The organism is Leptospira kemamanensis, from assembly GCF_004769665.1.
GTDB lineage: Bacteria > Spirochaetota > Leptospiria > Leptospirales > Leptospiraceae > Leptospira_A > Leptospira_A kemamanensis.
The window spans coordinates 198,234-216,500 of sequence record NZ_RQGG01000032.1 but is presented as its reverse complement, the minus strand read 5'-3'; the positions used below and the strand labels follow the sequence as shown (position 1 = coordinate 216,500).

At 37.0% G+C, this 18,267-nt stretch carries 13 protein-coding genes; 4 read left to right on the top strand and 9 right to left on the bottom strand.

The genetic code is table 11. The features are described 5' to 3' along the window. The 7 genes from EHQ59_RS11135 to EHQ59_RS11105 form a co-directional block, all read right to left on the bottom strand. Complete coding sequence (locus EHQ59_RS11135; RefSeq protein ID WP_135619721.1) at window positions 1–504, bottom strand: hypothetical protein; 504 nt, start codon at window positions 502–504, stop codon at window positions 1–3. Beyond that, entirely contained in the window at window positions 504–3,020 is a 2,517-nt protein-coding gene (locus EHQ59_RS11130; RefSeq protein ID WP_135619720.1) for a TonB-dependent receptor plug domain-containing protein, read from the bottom strand. Before EHQ59_RS11130 ends, EHQ59_RS11135 begins: the two co-directional genes overlap by 1 nt. Continuing rightward, window positions 2,992–3,333, bottom strand: a complete 342-nt coding sequence (locus EHQ59_RS11125; protein WP_135619719.1) for a hypothetical protein — start codon at window positions 3,331–3,333, stop codon at window positions 2,992–2,994. Before EHQ59_RS11125 ends, EHQ59_RS11130 begins: the two co-directional genes overlap by 29 nt. Then, window positions 3,330–3,728 (bottom strand): hypothetical protein, encoded by a 399-nt coding sequence (locus tag EHQ59_RS11120; RefSeq protein ID WP_135619718.1) that lies wholly within the window; start codon window positions 3,726–3,728, stop codon window positions 3,330–3,332. The genes EHQ59_RS11125 and EHQ59_RS11120 overlap by 4 nt, the downstream gene beginning before the upstream one ends. 12 nt (window positions 3,729–3,740) lie before the next feature. Then, window positions 3,741–4,115, bottom strand: coding sequence for an LIC20211 family lipoprotein (locus EHQ59_RS11115; protein ID WP_208652365.1), 375 nt, complete (start codon window positions 4,113–4,115; stop codon window positions 3,741–3,743). Between the two features lie 123 nt (window positions 4,116–4,238). Then, window positions 4,239–4,976 (bottom strand): LytR/AlgR family response regulator transcription factor, encoded by a 738-nt coding sequence (locus EHQ59_RS11110; protein ID WP_135619716.1) that lies wholly within the window; start codon window positions 4,974–4,976, stop codon window positions 4,239–4,241. Between the two features lie 9 nt (window positions 4,977–4,985). After that, window positions 4,986–6,911, bottom strand: a complete 1,926-nt coding sequence (locus EHQ59_RS11105) for a PP2C family protein-serine/threonine phosphatase (RefSeq protein ID WP_135619715.1) — start codon at window positions 6,909–6,911, stop codon at window positions 4,986–4,988. Window positions 6,912–7,000: 89 nt separating this feature from the next. On the opposite strand from EHQ59_RS11105, the gene EHQ59_RS11100 reads away from it, so the two are divergent. The 3 genes from EHQ59_RS11100 (at window position 7,001) to ahpF (ending at window position 10,196) form a co-directional block, all read left to right on the top strand. Next, entirely contained in the window at window positions 7,001–7,918 is a 918-nt protein-coding gene (locus EHQ59_RS11100; RefSeq protein WP_135619714.1) for a hydrogen peroxide-inducible genes activator, read from the top strand. A 110-nt stretch (window positions 7,919–8,028) separates the two neighbouring features. Then, window positions 8,029–8,592: an alkyl hydroperoxide reductase subunit C gene (gene ahpC, locus EHQ59_RS11095; RefSeq protein WP_135619713.1), complete on the top strand. Its 564-nt coding sequence runs from the start codon at window positions 8,029–8,031 to the stop codon at window positions 8,590–8,592. A gap of 44 nt (window positions 8,593–8,636) precedes the next feature. After that, the gene (gene ahpF, locus EHQ59_RS11090) at window positions 8,637–10,196 is read left to right on the top strand and encodes an alkyl hydroperoxide reductase subunit F (protein WP_135619712.1); all 1,560 of its coding nucleotides are present in this window, start codon (window positions 8,637–8,639) and stop codon (window positions 10,194–10,196) included. On the opposite strand, the gene EHQ59_RS11085 is transcribed toward ahpF, so the two are convergent. Both EHQ59_RS11085 and EHQ59_RS11080 read right to left on the bottom strand, forming a co-directional pair. Continuing rightward, the gene (locus EHQ59_RS11085; RefSeq protein ID WP_135619711.1) at window positions 10,182–12,557 is read right to left on the bottom strand and encodes a PAS domain-containing hybrid sensor histidine kinase/response regulator; all 2,376 of its coding nucleotides are present in this window, start codon (window positions 12,555–12,557) and stop codon (window positions 10,182–10,184) included. The genes ahpF and EHQ59_RS11085 overlap by 15 nt on opposite strands. Before the next feature lie 46 nt (window positions 12,558–12,603). Continuing rightward, window positions 12,604–13,038, bottom strand: a complete 435-nt coding sequence (locus EHQ59_RS11080; protein WP_135619710.1) for a hypothetical protein — start codon at window positions 13,036–13,038, stop codon at window positions 12,604–12,606. A 152-nt stretch (window positions 13,039–13,190) separates the two neighbouring features. Between EHQ59_RS11080 and EHQ59_RS11075 the strand changes: the two genes are divergently transcribed. Then, on the top strand, window positions 13,191–18,266 hold the full coding sequence (locus tag EHQ59_RS11075) for an alpha-2-macroglobulin family protein (RefSeq protein WP_135619709.1): 5,076 nt from the start codon (window positions 13,191–13,193) through the stop codon (window positions 18,264–18,266). Window position 18,267 lies beyond the last annotated feature (1 nt).

The following is an 18,267-nucleotide window of genomic DNA, read 5'->3' as shown; positions in this document are numbered from 1 at the left end:
TTAATCTCCTTCTTGAATTATATTAAAAAATAGATATGATGGTATCTGTTCATTTGAAATTTGATTGTTTGTTGTTGCAAAACAAGATCGTAAACAAGAAACAACGGACGGATTGTTTAAACTTGCTTCTACTAACGCCGTAGGAGTTGATTCTCTACACGTTCCCAGATCTGTTTTGATTTTCCAATCAGATGCTTGGCAATTAAAGGAACAAGTTTGTGCAATGGATGACATGTTTTTGTATAATGTACTTGTTATCAATCCTTGACAAGTTTGTGTTTTGACACTCGCACTTGTTGCCGTAAAACTTCCACCTGTCGCCTGGTAATAAGACTGAAAACACAAATCCTTATTTGTGATAATCGATTCACATGACTCCTGTGGATTGTTGGGAGTCACCAAGTATTGTAAAATTAATGCCTGGTTATAAGTATCTTCAAACTTTTTCCCTTCGTTGCAAGAAACCAAAAACAATATTAATAATAAACTAACAATAGATCGCATTAGAAGTGAACCTCCATACCGATGTTAAAAAATGGAATCACTGTTCCACCTGGTAATTCTAAAGTTCCAAATGTATCATTTTCCCTTGGGTTAGTTGCGGAAAATGGTCTCGAGTTATCAAAATCAAAGCCGTTTTTATTTTTTCTCATGTAAACGTTTACGATTTCCAAATACCAGTTGAGATATCCCCAGGAATAGTTTTCAAAAATATCAAATCGAATATCCAAACGGTGAAAATCTGTTCCTCGTTTCACATAACCATATTCTGATGTATAAGGGTTGTTAGAGTATCGAGGGTTCCAAAAGGTTAAACCATTGAGAGGGTTTGAAAACCGGCCACCATCATCGCCAATAATTGGTCTAGAAGGAACAGATGTTAAATAACTCCACCTTGCACCAATTTGATAACCTTCGTTAACTCTCCATCCATAAATCACGTTGGCAACATGTGTTCTATCCCATGGTGCTAATTGTTCTACAGAGTTTGGAAAATAGGCAGCTAATATTTTCCGTTCGATTCCACCAACTTGGGTTGTATCTCCCTCATACACTTGGTATAAGTTGGAATTCTGAAAGGATTGTGACCAAGTATAGGAAATCCAACCAAACCAATCACGTGTACCTGGTCTTGCATTTTTACGAATGAGTAATTCGTATCCATGTGACCAACCAGTTGCTCGGTTGGAATAATTGAGAGGTCGATTCGCTACAATTGGTTGTCTTAACCATTGTGCTTTGTCTGGATTCAGACCAACAGGTGTGGACACATAAGGATCGTCGATGATCGTATCTTTAAATTCGTTTTTGAATACTTCCGCTTTGACTTGCCAAACTTGATCGATCTTTTGATCAATCCCAACACTTAACTTTCGTGCTCTTTCAAATCGAAGATCAGGGTTTCCAGTTTCCGAGTTAAAGTTTGTTGTGAGTGGAAAACGAGATACATCTCCACCACTTCCATAGAGGGTCATGCCTTTTCCAATTTCAGGAAAGGTATAGGATGCAGTGGCACGTGGGGTTAGGGCACCATTCCCTGTCACCTGCACATAGTCGTACCTAGCACCAGGTTCAAACAAAAAGTTTCCAAATTTAAAGTGTAAGGTTGTGTAAGCATTGTAATAAGGGGAATTTCCTTGGATGCTGATAGGTCTTCCCACAAAATCAGGATTAGCTGAATTATACGGGTTAGGAGATGGATTGGTTGGATCTCTTAAGGCAACCTCTGTTCCGTAATCTCTAAAAGAAAATCGACGCACTTCCGTTCCAAAATCCACTTTTAAAAATCGTGTTGCTGTCCAATAAGCATCTTGTCTTACACCAACGTAAGCTCCTCGTTGGTATTGTTTTCCTTGGATACTTCCAACACCCACATTGTATTCTCCGATTGGATCAAAGTTGATGAGAGTGAATCTGTTTTGAAATTTATCACCTGGGATCCAAGTGTAACGAAGGGCTGTGGTTCTAAAACTTTGTCCAAAACTTGCTTTTGCTCCACTGAGTAGTGCAAGTTGTGAAGAGGTTGGATCATTCGAAGGTTTGTTCGGGACATCAATGGCAAAATTGTCCTGAGCCGTCAGATTATAAAAAGCAATTTGGTGTTCGGGTGTGAAGTTATGAACATATTTAATTTGAGAATCGTTGTAACGTGGCAAACGAATCCCTTCCGGTAATAAACCTGTGGCACCTAACGTTTTATCAAGATAACCCAACTTCCCTGCAATCGCTAAATACCCTTTTCCCCCTGAGGTTGGTGTGGCAGCATAGGCAGTTGTGTTCCATAGGGAAACTTGGAAGGCACCTTTTGTTTTCTGTACGGAGTCAACGGTTTCAATTTCGATGATACCACCAGTCGCATTATTGAAGTTTGCTGGATACGCTCCTGAATACAAATCGATAGATTTGATTAAATCGTTATGAATGACAGATGTGAGTCCATCTAAGTGAAATGGGTATAAGATTGGTAGGTCATCATATAAATAAGTATTCGCGTTGGGATTGGCACCACGAACGATAATACCGTTGGCACCACCACCAAAACCAATGTTTGGAATGACACCTGGTAAAGTTTCCAAGGCTCGGAGTGCTTCTCCAAACGTTCCTGGCATCCGTTTGATCTCTTCGTATCTTACCTTAGTACGAGAGGCGATCGTTTTTTCCCTTTCTCCTTCCACAACAATCCCCGTTTTGGGAGAGGAAGCTTTTTTTTCAGTGTAAATGGTTCTTGATTCATCTTGGGAACCCACTGAAATTTTTATTTCTTGGATTCCAGTGTCACGTAACAAACGCAAGGTGTATTCACCAGCAGATGGAAATTCTAAAGTGACATTTCCGTCTGCATCTGTTTGTGCAAATTTTTTGGTTTCAAAAATAAGAACAGATAAGTTCTTTTCAGCGATTTCTTTTTTAGGATTGATTAGTTTTGCCCGAATGTTTACGGCAAAAATGGGAGAACCAATCAAAAAGAGAATGATACCAAATAGGATGGATTTATTTAATTTGTATTTTGCTGATTTCATTGAAGTTCAAATACCAAGGGATATCTCCCGTTTCTTCTTCGAGATAAATGAGGGTACAAACAAGTGGGTAACCTAAAAACGGACATTCTGTTCGTGTGATGGAAATGGTACAAAGATCCAAATTCCTTCGGATCGGTTCATTCACAATGACAAGTGGTGGATTTGGCAAAGGGTTCCCACATTTTTCAGAGGCATATTTTGCTGCCGCATACACTTGGCTTTGTGCATCACTCGTCGGTACCCGATCTACACCGGGTGCACAATTCAAAATCAATACTAAGGAAACAAATAGGATTAAGAATGTAGTTTTCATTTCTTTTCCTTTGTTGTTGGTTGAGGACTTTGTTCTGCTTCCCCTACAACATCTGCTGTTACATTCACGACAGAGACGAGACCGAGAGGAAAATAGGCTTTGTCTTCTCTTTGGATTTTGATATTGATCAAAGTTTTTCCCGTAGGATATTTTTCTAAAATTTGACTCATCGCCAACTCTACGTTTGGTGCTTTAGTGACGGGAAACATTCCAAGTAGATAAAACGCAGAATCTTGGCCTGTTCCTTTTCCAATCACTTTGAATTCTGTTGATCGAACAACCGTTGCAGAATCAAATAAATGAATTTCTTTGGGAACACGGGAACCAATACAATTGATTAAACCAATCAAGAGGATCGGTAGCCAAAGAAAACTGATTCGTTGAAAATACTTCATCTTGGATTCAAATTACCTTTTGGATTTGGTTTGTGTTTGAGAATTGGGAAATTTCACTAAGTCTGCTTTCAAATTAAAACGATATCGAGTGATAGGGCCAAACACTGCTTTTTCATTCCAATATCGGATGTTCACAAGAGCATCTCCTGATTCTTCTTCCATGATTCTTTCGTATAAATCAGCAACAGGTGGTTCTGTCATATGGATTCCGAAAATCACGATATCTAATGCATACCAGGAAAAGGTTTTGTCTACGGTTTTGATGGTTTCGTAAGGAGTGTTAGGGATAGGTTTGTTACTTGTCGCAAGTCCCACTGAGGAGGAAGCACAATTGGAAACAAACAGGTATGTTACGAATGTTAGTATTAAAACAATAAATTTTTTCACAAAAAAAACTCCGTCCTCTCTGTTTCTTATTTAGAGGGTCAGAGTCAATGGAATATTCTGAGATTTTCTCGTTCACTACTTCATTCGGAATGAACGCTACTCATTCGGGAGTGAATAGAAAAATTAGAGTTTTAGAGCCTCTCGAAGGGCTTGTGCGTAAGATCTTCCAACGGGCAAAGTGGTTTCGTCTTCGTTTTTGAGTTGGATGGTGTAGGAACCACCTTTGTCATAACGCATACTTGCCACATAACTTAAGTTAATGATGAATCCTTTGTGAATGCGGATGAATTGCCCTGAAGGCAGTTTTTCTTCGATTTCTTTCAGTAATTTTGGGGTTTCGTAATCTTTTTGGGTAGTGTGAATCACGCAACTTTTGTTATTCGCAGAAATAAATTGGATGTCTGGATAGGGAATGAGAAACACAGCAGAATCAGACTGGATTTTCAAATGAATTTCTGTGTCTGAACCAGAAGTTTGTGTTGGTTTGACTTCTTGGTGAAAACGGAGTGCTTTTTCTACCGATTTTTTAAATCGTTCAAAGGAAAAAGGTTTTAGTAAATAGTCAGTGGCATCTAAATCAAATGCTTCTACCGCATGTTCACTGTAAGCGGTTGTGATGATAAAAAAAGAAGATTTGGTATGATGAGTTCTTAAAATGTCCATCCCATTGATAACGGGCAAGTTGATGTCCATAAATACAATATCAAATGTTTTCTCTGACAAAAGGGCATTGGCTTTGTCTCCACTTTCCGCAATCCCAGCTAGCTTTAGTTCGGGGCAATTCATCACATAGTCCATCATGAGCATCCTTGCGGGATATTCATCTTCTATGATTAAAACTGAATATGATGGAGATTCCATTGATAAAATTTATAAAATATCGACAAAGAAAAATGTGACATCGTCCTTGAGTTCTGCGTCTGAATACTTAGTGATTTGGACTACAATTTCTTGGGACAAGGTTTTGATGTCTTTGTCTTTACCTTTCTCTAATAAATCAAGAATTTTGCCTTCCCCAAATAATTTATTTTCTGCCCGGGCTTCAGTAACCCCATCTGTAAAAAAGAAATAACGATCTCCTTTTTGGATATCGTGTTTCCATTCGCTGAAAGCAAAACTTTCACGCCAACCAATGATGGGTCCTTTCATATTCATAAATTCAAATTTATTTTGTATCTTATTGAACAAAATGGGGTTCGGATGCCCGGCAGTTGAAAACAAAATTGTATTTTCTTTTGTGTCGATTAATGCACAACAGGCGGTGATAAAATATTTACTAACCAAAGAAGTAAGAGCCTGGTTCATATGTTCTAAAATCAATTTTGGAGAATGAATGGATTTTGTAGATTCTCGAAATTGTACTTTTACCATGGAAGACACAAAAGCAGCGGGAACTCCATGGCCTGCCACATCCGCAATGAGTAAAATCAACCTATTTTCATCTAACTCTACCCAATCGTATAAATCACCTCCCACTTGTCGCATTGGCAAATAAGTGGTGTGAAGTCGAATTCCTTTCGTATGAGGGTGGTTTTTCGGTAATAAATAACTTTGGAGTTGGGATGCAAAAAATAAATCTTGTTCTAAGTCTTGGTTTTTTGCTCGTAATTCGATGGTTCTTTCTCTAACGCGTGTTTCTAGGTCTTTTGTTAAAATGGACAATTCACTTTCGTTTTTTGCATTTCGATAGGAAATCGCAACACCAGACAAAATCATCAAAACCAAAAATCCATATTGCGTTAGATAAATATTTTTACCTGTAGTGACATCGATGATGATATCAAACGTAGCACCAATACAGATACAAAGAAAACCAAAGGATAAAAAATAAGCTTCTGAACGTTTAGCTTTTGCTGCTCGAATCACAGCCCTTAAGATGAAAAATACAACGAGTAATAATGAAAATTCCCAAATTCTTAATAATAAAATTCTGGTAGGAAGTTCGATATTCCAAGTTTGTAAGAAAGCAATGGATAATAAAAAGAAAACCAAATACCTTTCTTTTAAATACAGTTTGTGTTGGAATAGGGAGTAACTGAATAAAAAAATGGAAACTGGTAAAATTGTTTGAGCCGTAAAAAACAATTTTAACCAAAAGAAAAAGGAAAAATCGGTATAAGTGTAACTGATGTTTAAAAGTGGAAGTCTCCACATCACAAATACTAAAGTGGATAACAAAAGATAAAAATTCGATTTGGCCTGACGTTTTAAAACAATGGAAAAAATTTGGTAAGCACCAATTCCAAAAAATAACATGATAAAACAAAAATCACGACCATCTTCGATTAAAATGAATTCTTGTAGTTTGTCATAATTGCCAAGGACTGGAACACGACGAAAAATTCCACCTTGGAATGTTTGGTTTCGAAAATGGACTTCGATTTTAAGTTGGTTGGCCTCATTTGCTTTTAATACATGATGAGGAATGTAATATAGGCGTTTGTAATACCAGTTTGGTAAATAATTTCCCTCTTTTGTGATTTTTCCCGTCTGTCCAAGTGTGACTCCATTCACAACCAAGAAATCCACTTCTTGGACTCGGTCTAAATAGATACCAATTGGTTTTTGGCTTGGTTTGTAATAAAACTCTGTTTCATAAAATCCATGGATGGGTGGAAGATACCCTTGCGAAGAAAGGCCTTTGCCTACTTGGATGGGTTTTGTGACTCCATTCGAAGTGAAAGTCCAATTTTCTGAGATCGAAGTTGTGGATTCGCCACTGATCCATATTGGTTCTGCTACGAGTGGAACGAACGTAGGGAAGAAAATTAGGGAAAAAAATGAGAGAATTCTCATCGCTATCCGCTAAAATAGTGCAGTCTGAAGAGAACGCAAGTTGATTTTCAGAATGGCACGGTCTTAGTTCTATTTTTTAAGGAAAAATAATGACAATTACGCAGCTACGATATATCGTTGCACTCGATCAATTTAAGAGTTTTGCCAAGGCCGCCGAACATTGCTTAGTCGCTCAGCCAACTTTGAGTTTACAAATCCAAAAAGTGGAACAAGAGTTAGGATTTGATTTATTTGATCGTAAAAAAAATCCAATCATCACCACAAAATTAGGGAAAGAGGTGGTAGAACAAGCAAAGTCTACCTTGAAGGAAGCAGATAAATTATTCGAAATCGCAGGGCAATGGAAAGACGAACCTGCTGGAAATATTTCATTAGGTATCATTCCAACTGTTAGTAATTATTTAATTCCTTCCATTTACAAAAAATTACAAACCGAATTTCCAAAAGTCAATTTTAGAATCTCTGAATTGCCAACACTTACCATCATCGAAAAACTGGAATCGGAAGAAATTGATTTAGGAATCCTTGCCACTCCACTCAAAATTCCAAATATCACTGAACATCAGTTATACTACGAACCATTTGTTGTTTATTATCCAAAAGATGCAAAAGAGAAATCGGCATCTGTTTCGATGAAACATATTGAAAAGTATCCCTTACTTGTACTAGGTGAAGAACATTGTTTTCGCCACCAATCTTTAAAAATTTGTAACCGAAATTCCTTGGCAAAAATTGAAAGTGGAAGTGTAGAAACTTTAAAACGAATGGTAGACATGGGAATTGGAGTCACTTTACTTCCCAAACTTGCAGTGGATAAAGTATCAGATCGCATAGTTCCCTTCCAATCCCCAGAACCTGCCAGAGAAATCAGTTTGGTTTACAAAAAAGGATTTTATAAAACAAAAATCCTAATCAAACTCACAAACTTAATTTTATCTGTGATTCCCAAAGAATACCACAAAAAGGAGAAATTCAAAGTAATCGGTGTATCAATCGCTCAGGATTAATTCTAAAAACCTGTCTCATAGCTTTTATAAATCATAGCATTTATAACATTTATTTTACAAATGATTCAAAATGGGCTATATTCTTCTTAACAAGAAAAGGAGGATATTCAATGTCCAATATCAACACACAAATTCCAGACTTCACTACAGAAGCTTTCCACAACGGTGCTTTTAAAAAAATCAGCAAAAAAGACGTTCTCGGAAAGTGGTCTGTTTTTGTTTTTTACCCTGCTGACTTTACCTTTGTTTGCCCTACAGAACTTGGGGACGTTGCAGATCATTACGAAGAATTACAAAAGATGGGAGTAGAAGTGTATTCCGTTTCTACTGACACTCATTTTGTTCACAAAGCTTGGCATGAAGCAAGTGACACTATCAAAAAAATCAAATTCCCAATGCTTGGAGATGCCTCTGGTAAAATCACAAGAGGATTCGGAGTGATGATTGAAGAAGATGGGCAAGCACTTCGAGGTACATTTGTTGTGAACCCAGAAGGTGTGATCAAAACTGCTGAAATCCATGATCTTGGAATCGGTCGATCTGCAGAAGAGTTAGTCAGAAAAGTGCAAGCTGCTCAGTACGTTGCCAATAACGACGGAGAAGTATGCCCTGCGAAGTGGAAACCAGGTAATTCAACATTGAAACCTGGTCTTGACTTGGTAGGAAAAATCTAAACAAAATTAGGCGGGCATTGCCCGCCTAAAATCAGGAGGAAGTTATGTTAGATGAATCAACTAAAGAACAAGTAAAACAATATTTCGAGAGAATCAAAAATCCAATCACCATTCGATTGTATTCCGGTGAACATGAGAAAAGAGAAGAACTTGTAAACTTTTTAAAAGATATCGAGTCTTTGAGTTCACTCATCAAAGTTGAATCCTCAAATGATTTATCTGATGGACTCCGATTTTCCATTGAATCCAACGACAAACCTACAGGAATTCATTTCTCGGGGATTCCGATGGGACATGAGTTTACATCTTTTATCCTAGCAATTTTACAATCGGGTGGAAACCCAATCAAATTAGAAGAAGGAATTTTATCCGCTGTATCGAAGTTAAACGGAAAATTCCAATTTGAAACATTTATCTCTTTGGATTGTCACAACTGTCCAGAAGTAGTCCAAACCTTGAATAGTTTTGCATTGGTGAATCCATCTATCTCCCACAATATGATTGATGGTGCGATGTATCCAGAACTCGTGAAAGAAAAAAACATCCAAGGTGTCCCTGCTGTTTATCTAAATGGGGAACGTTTTTTAAGTGGGAAAGCAGAAGCATCTGTGATCTTTGATAAACTTTTGGAATTGTATTCGCTCCCGATGACAGAAGAACTAAAAGACGAAATCGTAGATCCAACAGATGTTTATGATGTCACCGTAATTGGTGGAGGACCTTCTGGGGTTACAGCTGCTGTTTACTCTGCCAGAAAGGGTTTAAAAACTCTTGTGATTGCAGATAGATTGGGTGGTCAAGTAAAGGACACATTAGGAATTGAGAATATCATTTCTGTTCCGTATACAACTGGTCCTGAGTTAACTCACGTCTTAGCTGACCAATTGGAAAAAAACCAAATCAAAAAGAAAGAAAATGTGCGTGTGCAAAAAATTGAACCGGGACAAACAAAAGTAATCCACTTAAACACGGGTGAAAAAATTCATTCGAAAACTGTGATTCTTTCCACAGGAGCCAAATGGAGAGAACTCAATGTCCCTGGCGAAAAAGAATTTGTAGGGAAAGGGGTAGCCTATTGCCCACATTGTGATGGACCATTCTTTAAAGATAAAGATGTAGCTGTCATCGGTGGTGGAAACTCCGGTGTGGAAGCAGCGTTAGACTTAAGTGGGATCGTAAAATCTGTCACCTTGGTTGAGTTTGGTGATAAGTTAAATGCCGACAAAGTATTGCTCGATAAAGTGGCAAATTCTCCCAATATCAAAACATTGGTAAAAGCCCAAACTACTGAAATCCAAACCGGGGATGATAAAGTCACGGGTCTTACTTACAAAGATCGTTCTACAGAAACAACGGCAACCATTCCGTTGGATGGAGTGTTTGTTCAGATTGGACTTGTACCAAACAGTAGTTTTGTGAAAGATTTGGTGGCAACCAATCGATTTGGGGAAATTTTAGTCGATGAAAAATGTAAAACCAATGTTGATGGAATTTTTGCTTGTGGGGATGTGACAAACACACCTTATAAACAAATCATCATTGCCATGGGTGAAGGTGCCAAGGCAGCAATCAGTGCGTTTGAATACCTTTTACATGCGGCTTGAAGATAACCATTTTTCAACTGTAGAATAAAGATAGGTGGCGGAAATCGGTTTGGTTAAAAAATCATCCATTCCCGATTCCAAAGCCGAATCTTTTACTGAATAAAAAGCACCAGCTGTTAATGCAATAATTGGTGTTTTTTTCTTTAAATTTGCTTCCAACTTTCTAATTTCCATTGTTGCCGTATAACCATCCATAATCGGCATTTGCAAATCCATAATAATCATGTCAGGTTTTTTGGTTTGGAATTGTGCCAATGCTTCCACTCCATCAATTGCATAACGTAGTTTGATATTCGGATATTTTTTTTGTAAAAGTTTTGCTAACAGTTTTCGATTTAAATCATTATCTTCTACAATCAAAATATCGAATTGAAATTCTGGGATTTTAACAAAATTAGATTCGATGGACTCTGTTGGTTTGTCTTCAAATAGAGATGGAATATTTTCTCCAGTCGATTTTACATCGAGTGTTAAAAGAAAACTAAAAGAACTTCCAACACCCAATTCGCTTTCGATATTTAGTTTAGAATTCATTTTGAGTAAGAGTTCGTTTGTGATGGTAAGTCCAAGACCCGTTCCTCCATACTTACGAGTAATAGATGAATCTGCTTGGGAAAAACTATCAAACAATTTAGAACTAACCTTCTTATCAATTCCAATTCCAGTATCCGTTACTGAAAAGGAGATGGTAACCAATCCATCTTTTTGTTCCAATTGTTTTACCGAAACTTTGACTGAACCTTCATGAGTGAATTTAACTGCGTTTCCAATTAAGTTGGAAAGGATTTGCCGGATTCGAAGTGGATCAAGAGAAACAAAGTTGGGTAAATTGGGATCTAAAAATAGTTCCAACCGAATTCCTTTGGATGCTGCCGAAACTTGGAATAAATTGATGGTGGATAATAATAAATCTTTAAGGTTTGTGTTTACGTATTCAAACACTAATTTCCCAGAATCAATTTTGGAAAAATCTAAAATTTGATTCACGAGTTCTAACAAACTATTTCCAGAAAGAGAAATGTTTTTAAGATATTCTTTTTGTTCTTCTTGTAAGGGAGAGTTGAGTAAAAGTTCTGTGAACCCGATGATTCCATTTAATGGAGTTCGGATTTCGTGACTCATGTTTGCTAAAAAATTTCCTTTGGCAATGTTAGCAGCTTCTGCTAGTTCTTTGGCATGTCGCAATGTATATTCAATTTTTTTGGTTTCTGTTAAATCGGTATTGGAACCTAACATTCGTATTTTGTTTCCAGAAATGTCCCTTTGGATGTAACATTTGGACAAAACATGTGCGTAATTGCCTTTTCTTTTTTTCATTTGGAATGTGAATTCAAAGGTTTCTCTTTGGGACGCGAGGATGTTTTCTAAAAATTCACCCACCCAAGTTGCATCATCGGGATGGATTAAACTTTGCCAATAATCAATCGGAACATTTTCTGGTTTATCATCATTTCCAAATTCCAACCACCATCTTCTCGAATAGATGACTGTGTTATTCACTAAGTCCCAATCAAACCATCCATCCGAACTTGCTTCTAAAATTAATGAATATCTTTCATTGTATTCTTTTAAGGCATTTTCGGCTAATTTTTGTTCGGTGATATCTTTGCTTGAACCTACAATGAATTTAAAACTTCCATCCATTTCGATAGGAGTGAGTTCTGTGATCCAAATTTTGGTTCCCGCTGGCATTGCAAAACTTTCTTCGTAAGAAATCGTTTTTTTTGCATCAATCGCCCTTTTGAAATTGTTAACGACAACAGAACCAATTTCTTCTCCTAAAAATTGAAAGGGAGTTTTTCCTTGGATCATTGCTTGTGTGATTCCAGTGGAACGTTCATAAGCGTGGTTGATTCGCCTGATTACAAAATCTCCATTCTCCATCACTTCGATCAAAAACATGGAATCTTGAGATCCATTAAAAATCATATTGTTTTCGATTAACAAATGTTTGAAGTCAATTGATTCATCTTGGAATAAAGTTTGGAGAGGTAATAGGTCAGAGATGTCACTCACAGTGCCATCAATTCGATAACCTCCATCCTGTGAGTTTTGGATTAACCTTCCATGGCATTCGATGTATTTGATTTTTTGTTCTTTGGTTAGGATTCTCACTCTAAGGCGAAACCTTTGTGTTTTATTTAGTGAGGTTAACGTTTGTTTGAGTAAATTTCGGTCTTCGTCAAAAACAAAGTTTTGCCAAGATTGTTTGTTTTTGAGAAAATAAGAACTATCGTAACCCGTTAGTGTTTTGATGGAGGGACTGGTGTATAAAACTTCTAATTTCGGGTAACCAATCGAAAACACAACGTCTTCGAAATCGCTTAAAATTTGGATTTCAAGTGAGTTTTGTTGGTTCATAAGCCAATTCGACGAAAGAAATGGTACCTAAAAAGTCAGATTTTTCTTAAGAATTTTGCTTTCGGATGAGAAAAGGTAAGGCTAAAAACGGTGCAACTTTTGGATAACTCATACCCAAAAGTTCTGTTTCACTCAAAACTCGAAATTCATCTACAAAATATGGCCATGGAAAGGGTGCCTCTTTCGTATATCGCAAAAATAAAGAAGATTTTCCATCAATCGGTGAGGTTTCTAGGCTGATGTTCATATTGAATTTCGCATAGAAAGACATATCCTTTGGATTTTGAAACAGGTTTATGGCTTCCGTTTCCCCTTGGAAAGATTTTCCCCACCAATTACGAAAGTGCAAAAATTGAAGTCCGGTTTTTGCTGCCCATTGGAACCATTTTGGGCCTATCCATGAAATTTGGTATTTCCCGATCGGTGGATTCGTTGGGGCATTCAAACGTAGAAATTGTTTTTTATAAATGAATACAGACATTGCCATTTATCCTTTTCTCAAATCTGAAAAGCATAGCGAAAAACAGGATAGAGTTAAAAAAAATTGGAAAGAAAATCCATTTCATTCAGGAAAGACTTGGCAAATCTAAGCCTGACTCGTAGAACAGATGACATTCGGTATTTGGAGTTTGTATGCGTAAGATATTCCTTTGGTTTTCAATTCTGTTTTTCTTTGTGTCCTGCCAAACAGTCAAAGGAATTTATAAATCAGTAAAACGCACACTTTTCCCAAGTGATTGTCGAATCGAAGTGAGACTCGATACAACAGGTTTAAAGTATATCGAAAATTTATGGGATTATAAGATTTTTGTCTCTGAAGACACTGAATTTGAAGACTTAGCAGGTGCACTTACCATCCATCCAAAACCTACTTATGAAGGTAGAAGTTACTCTTCTTATGTAAGTCGTGATTTCGCTTTAGACAATTGGCATTTTGATGAAAACGTAGAATATGAAATTACAATTTCCAAGTTTTATGCAACTAACGATTGTTTTTTAGAAACTCCGGTTAGTTTCAAAATACCTGCGATGGTTCACAAACCATCTTTTTATATGTCTCACGAAAATATTTTTGAATCCAATTTGAATAAAGTTCTACCTATTTCCGTTTTCAATGTTCCTGAATTTAAAGTAAGATCTGCCGAGTTATCTGTGTCTACCTTGGTAAATGCAATTGGTAGAAATGGTAATAAGTACTACGAATATAAAAACGAATTACAATGGAAAGATTCCACTTGGAAAACGGGAGAAAAAATCAATGCATATGGAAACCAAGGTATGGACATCGACAAATACTTTGGATCCAAACCGAATAGCAAAGGTTGGTTGGCTTTTGAACTCGGAGCCATCGTTGTGGATGGTGATAACAATGAAAAATTCAAAACAGAAAATCGATTTTTACAATCCACAAACTTAGGGATCACAACAAAAGAAGATCCAAATTCACTGCATGTTTGGGTGAATACCCTTTCGAAAGCAGAACCTGTTGCCAATACCAATATTAGTTTGTATGTCAAAGGGAGTCTCAAAGGAACTTGTAAAACCGACCAAGATGGTTATTGTACAGTCCCTGCGGTCGCCAATTCAAAGTTATGGGAATTTTCTGTTTTGATTGCAGAAGACCAAACAGGAGACAAAGCCTTTTTACATTTCAATGAAACTCATATCTCAGGATATTCTTCTTATAGTTCTGATGAAAATATCAAAGGAAAAATTTATTTTGACAGGAAGTTGTATCGTCCTGGCGATCGAGTCGAAATCAAAGCATATTTAACAGATCGCAGAAATGGTTCTTTGGTTCCTTATGCATCCAAAACAGTAAACGTACAAATCAGAGATTCCAGAGGGAAAGATGTATCAAATGTATCTTCCACAACATCGTCGCAAGGTGGAGTCAATTCTAGTTTTGTGATCTCATCTGATGCACCACTGGGTCATTATTCCGTATCAGTTTTGGTTCCTGGCAAATCATATTCCGTCACTTATGATACATTCCAAGTGGAAGAGTTTCGACCTGTTAACTTTATGGTGAATGTTTCATTAGCAAAACTTGCCACCAAAAATCAAAATATCAAAGGAACAGTAGAAGGAAAGTATATGTTTGGTGCACCGATGGGTGGTGCCAAAGTAAGTTACTCTGTCCTAAAAAGAAAACGTTACATTCATTTTGAACAGTTCCCTAGTTATGATTTTTCTGATACTTGGTATGATTATGAGGATGAGTATTCGGGAGGAAGTTCTGAATACATTTCTGGTTCCGAAGGTGTCTTAGACAAAACTGGAATTTATAAACTAGATATCCCAATTGAATCACTCACTCGGAATTTTTCCACAGATGGAGAAGAGATCGAAATTGCAGATCCTTATAACCTGATTGTTGAGTCTTCTGTTTATGATGTGGATGGAAAATCAGTTACAAAATCAGCAAATATACCATATCAACCTTCTGAAACATCAGTAGGATTGAAGTGTAAGGATCGTTACCAATCCATAGACAAACCTTTTCAATTCACAGCTATCGCTGTTGATACTCAAGGTAAAGCAGTGAATGGTGTCGATCTAAAGGCATATATCATTTATAATGATTGGACATCCGTTTTATCACAAGGAATTGGAAAGTTCTTTTTCCGCAGTAACCAACTCTCCAAAAAGGTAATGGAGGTTAAAAAATTAGTCTCAAAAGCCGATGGAGTTAGTTTTGATTACCGCACAAAAGATCCAGGTAGTTATACCATCTTAGTTTTGAACAAAGACAAAGTTTTTTCTAGAGTCGATTTTTATGCTTATGAAAAAGAGTCTTATTATACTTGGGATTTTCGTGGAGATGACTCGATCGAGTTACGTTCCGATAAAAAGGAATATAAAATTGGAGACAAAGCAAAAATTCTAATTAAGTCTCCTTTACAAAATGCACGAGTCATTGTGACAGTCGAAAGAGATTCCGTTTACTTTCAAAAATCCTTTGTGATGAAAGGAAACAGTGCTCCGATTGAAATTCCGATCGAAGATGATTATCTTCCGAATGTGGATGTGAATGTGGTTTTATTGTCGGGAAGGTTGCCCGTACCCGATGGTTTGTCCTCAGATGATATTAAAGAGTTCAATGAACAAGACTTAGGTGCTCCGAAGGCAAAAACAGGTTCTGTTACGTTAAAGGTGGAATTGACCTCAAAAATTGCACCTGTAGTTGTGAATACAGACAAAACAGAATACCAACCGAGGGAACAAGTAAAGTTGGCAATCAAAACGGCTCCTGGTGCGGAAGTTACTGTTTCCGTTGCCGATCGTGGGGTTTTGGATTTGGTTGGTTATTCTTACCAATCTCCCATCCAAATTTTTTATGAATACTGGTACAACTTAATCAAAACGTTTGAACTACGCAGTATGATCATCAAACACTATCTATACGAAAATAAAGGTGATAGTCCTGGTGGTGATTATGGTGAAGATTCTGGAGGTGGATTTGCGGCAGAATCAGAATCTGGTGCGAGAAAAGACTTCCGATTAACCGCATATTGGAATCCTGTAGTGATCGCTGATAGCAGTGGTGAAGCAAATTTAAGTTTTACTTTGCCTGACAACCTAACAACATTTAGGGTAATGGTCGCTTCTGCTGCCAATGGAAAATATGGTGTCTCCAATTCTGAATTTTTAGTGAAAAAGAATTTAGTTCTACAAAAAACTGTCGCTCGTTTCATCCGAGTAGGGGACAGCCTCGAGTTAGGTGGAAGTATTACTAACAATACTAAAATGAATGGCAAGTTCCGATACAAAATCGAATCCAAATTTTTGGCTGAAGAGAAAGGTTGGCAAAACATCGAACTTGCTGCGGGCCAAACAAAAGAAGTGTTGAGAACTTTCCAAATTTCGGAAGCTCAGTTTATCAAACTCAAACAAAACAAACCAAATGAAGACATCCAACTGACATATCAAATTTCAGTGGAACCGGAAAACGAAGCCAATTTTGTTTCCTTTAAAAAATCGGATTTGTCAGATTCTTTAATCGTTACACTTCCTATCAAAGAATTTGATCCAGTCACATCTGTTCAATTCTCTGGTTATACGGATTCCGAATTCAAAACAAATATTGCGTTCCCGAAAAAAAATTCCATTTTGTTAAACAAAGGATCTTTAGATATCCGGATTTCTGGTACAGCATTAACAGCACTCAAGAGTGCCTTTGATTTTTATGAATCAAATCCATACTTTTGTATGGAACAAAGAACTTCCGCATATCTACTCTCTCTCAGTTCAGGAGAATTGTTAAGAGAGTTCCAATACAAAGCTCCTGCCAAAGATTCTTATGATTTTAACCAAATCGAAAAATTGTTTTTAGATGAAATGTCTGAATTCCAAACTTCGGAAGGAAGTTTTCGTTTATGGAAAAGTTATAGTCGTTCCGGTTATCCATATTTAACCGCTTATGTAGCTTCGGTGATGCAAATTGGAAAAGACAAAGGCAAACGAACAAATTCTTCTGCTTTCCAATCGGCTTTAAAATACTTAGAGTCCTATGTTAAATCTCCAACAGAAACCTCTGTTGATTCTTACCAAACATTGAGTTTGATTTATTCCGTGTTTTCAAAAGAAAACAAAGATGTATCTTCTTTGGAAAAAACATTGATTGATCATTTTGATGAGTTGAATCCGAAATCTAGAGGAATATTTTTAATCGCATATGCTGATAAAAACAAAATAGATTCTTACCAATCGAATCCTACGTTTAAAAAATTATACGAAGATTTTATCAGTTATATTCAGTATGATAAGGAACTTTTTATCATCAAACCGATGAAAAAGAATCCGAATGAAAACTATTATTACTCCTACTACAATACTTCTTCGGTTTTAGGAAATTATTTGCGATTGATGCTTCGTGTGGATATGAAGAATCCAAAAATGGTCCAATTGGTAAAGGCGATCATGATGGATCAACACAAAACCTATTGGGCAGATAGCCATAGTGTCGGAACCATAGCACTTGCTTTGTCGGAATACCGTAACCGATTTGAAGCCACAACCAGTGATACAGAAGGACAAGTGGTTTTTGGAGAAAAAACTTTGATTGATGAGTCCTTCTCTCCTACATCAGATTCCATTTATAAAGAAGAGATTACATTTGATCGTTTGTTTGATGGCAAAGACATCTCTGGCCGTCCAATCTTTTTTAAACGAACTAGTTCGGAAGGAAGATTGTATTTCCAAACTCGATTGTTTTATGTTCCTGTAAAAGATACCACGCAACAAAGGTTCAACGGACTTGAAATCAAAAAAACAATGTATCGCATTGATGGTCGTGATAGTGATGGGAACCCAATTTTAAAAGAAGTCAGTAGTTTACAAAGAGGTTCAACATATCTAATTAAGGTGAAGGTGCTCAGTCAAAAAGACCAAGCCTTTGTGTTGGTTGTGGATCCTCTTCCAAGTAACGCAGAGATTGTAAATACATCCTTTTTGACTGAAAAACAATCCGATGCAGAAGACACTGAAGTAAGTGAATCCGAATCGTATTACGGACAATATACGGAATATCGTGATGATCGAGTCATTTTCTCAGATGATTTTTTGAGCAAAGGGGAGACGGAATACAAATACATCATTCGTCCTGTTGCGAAAGGAAGTGCGGTGATGCCTGCATCTAAAACATTTTTGATGTATCATCCTCAATTTTTTGGAAATACAAGTTCGGTGAGAGTGAAAGTGGAGTGAA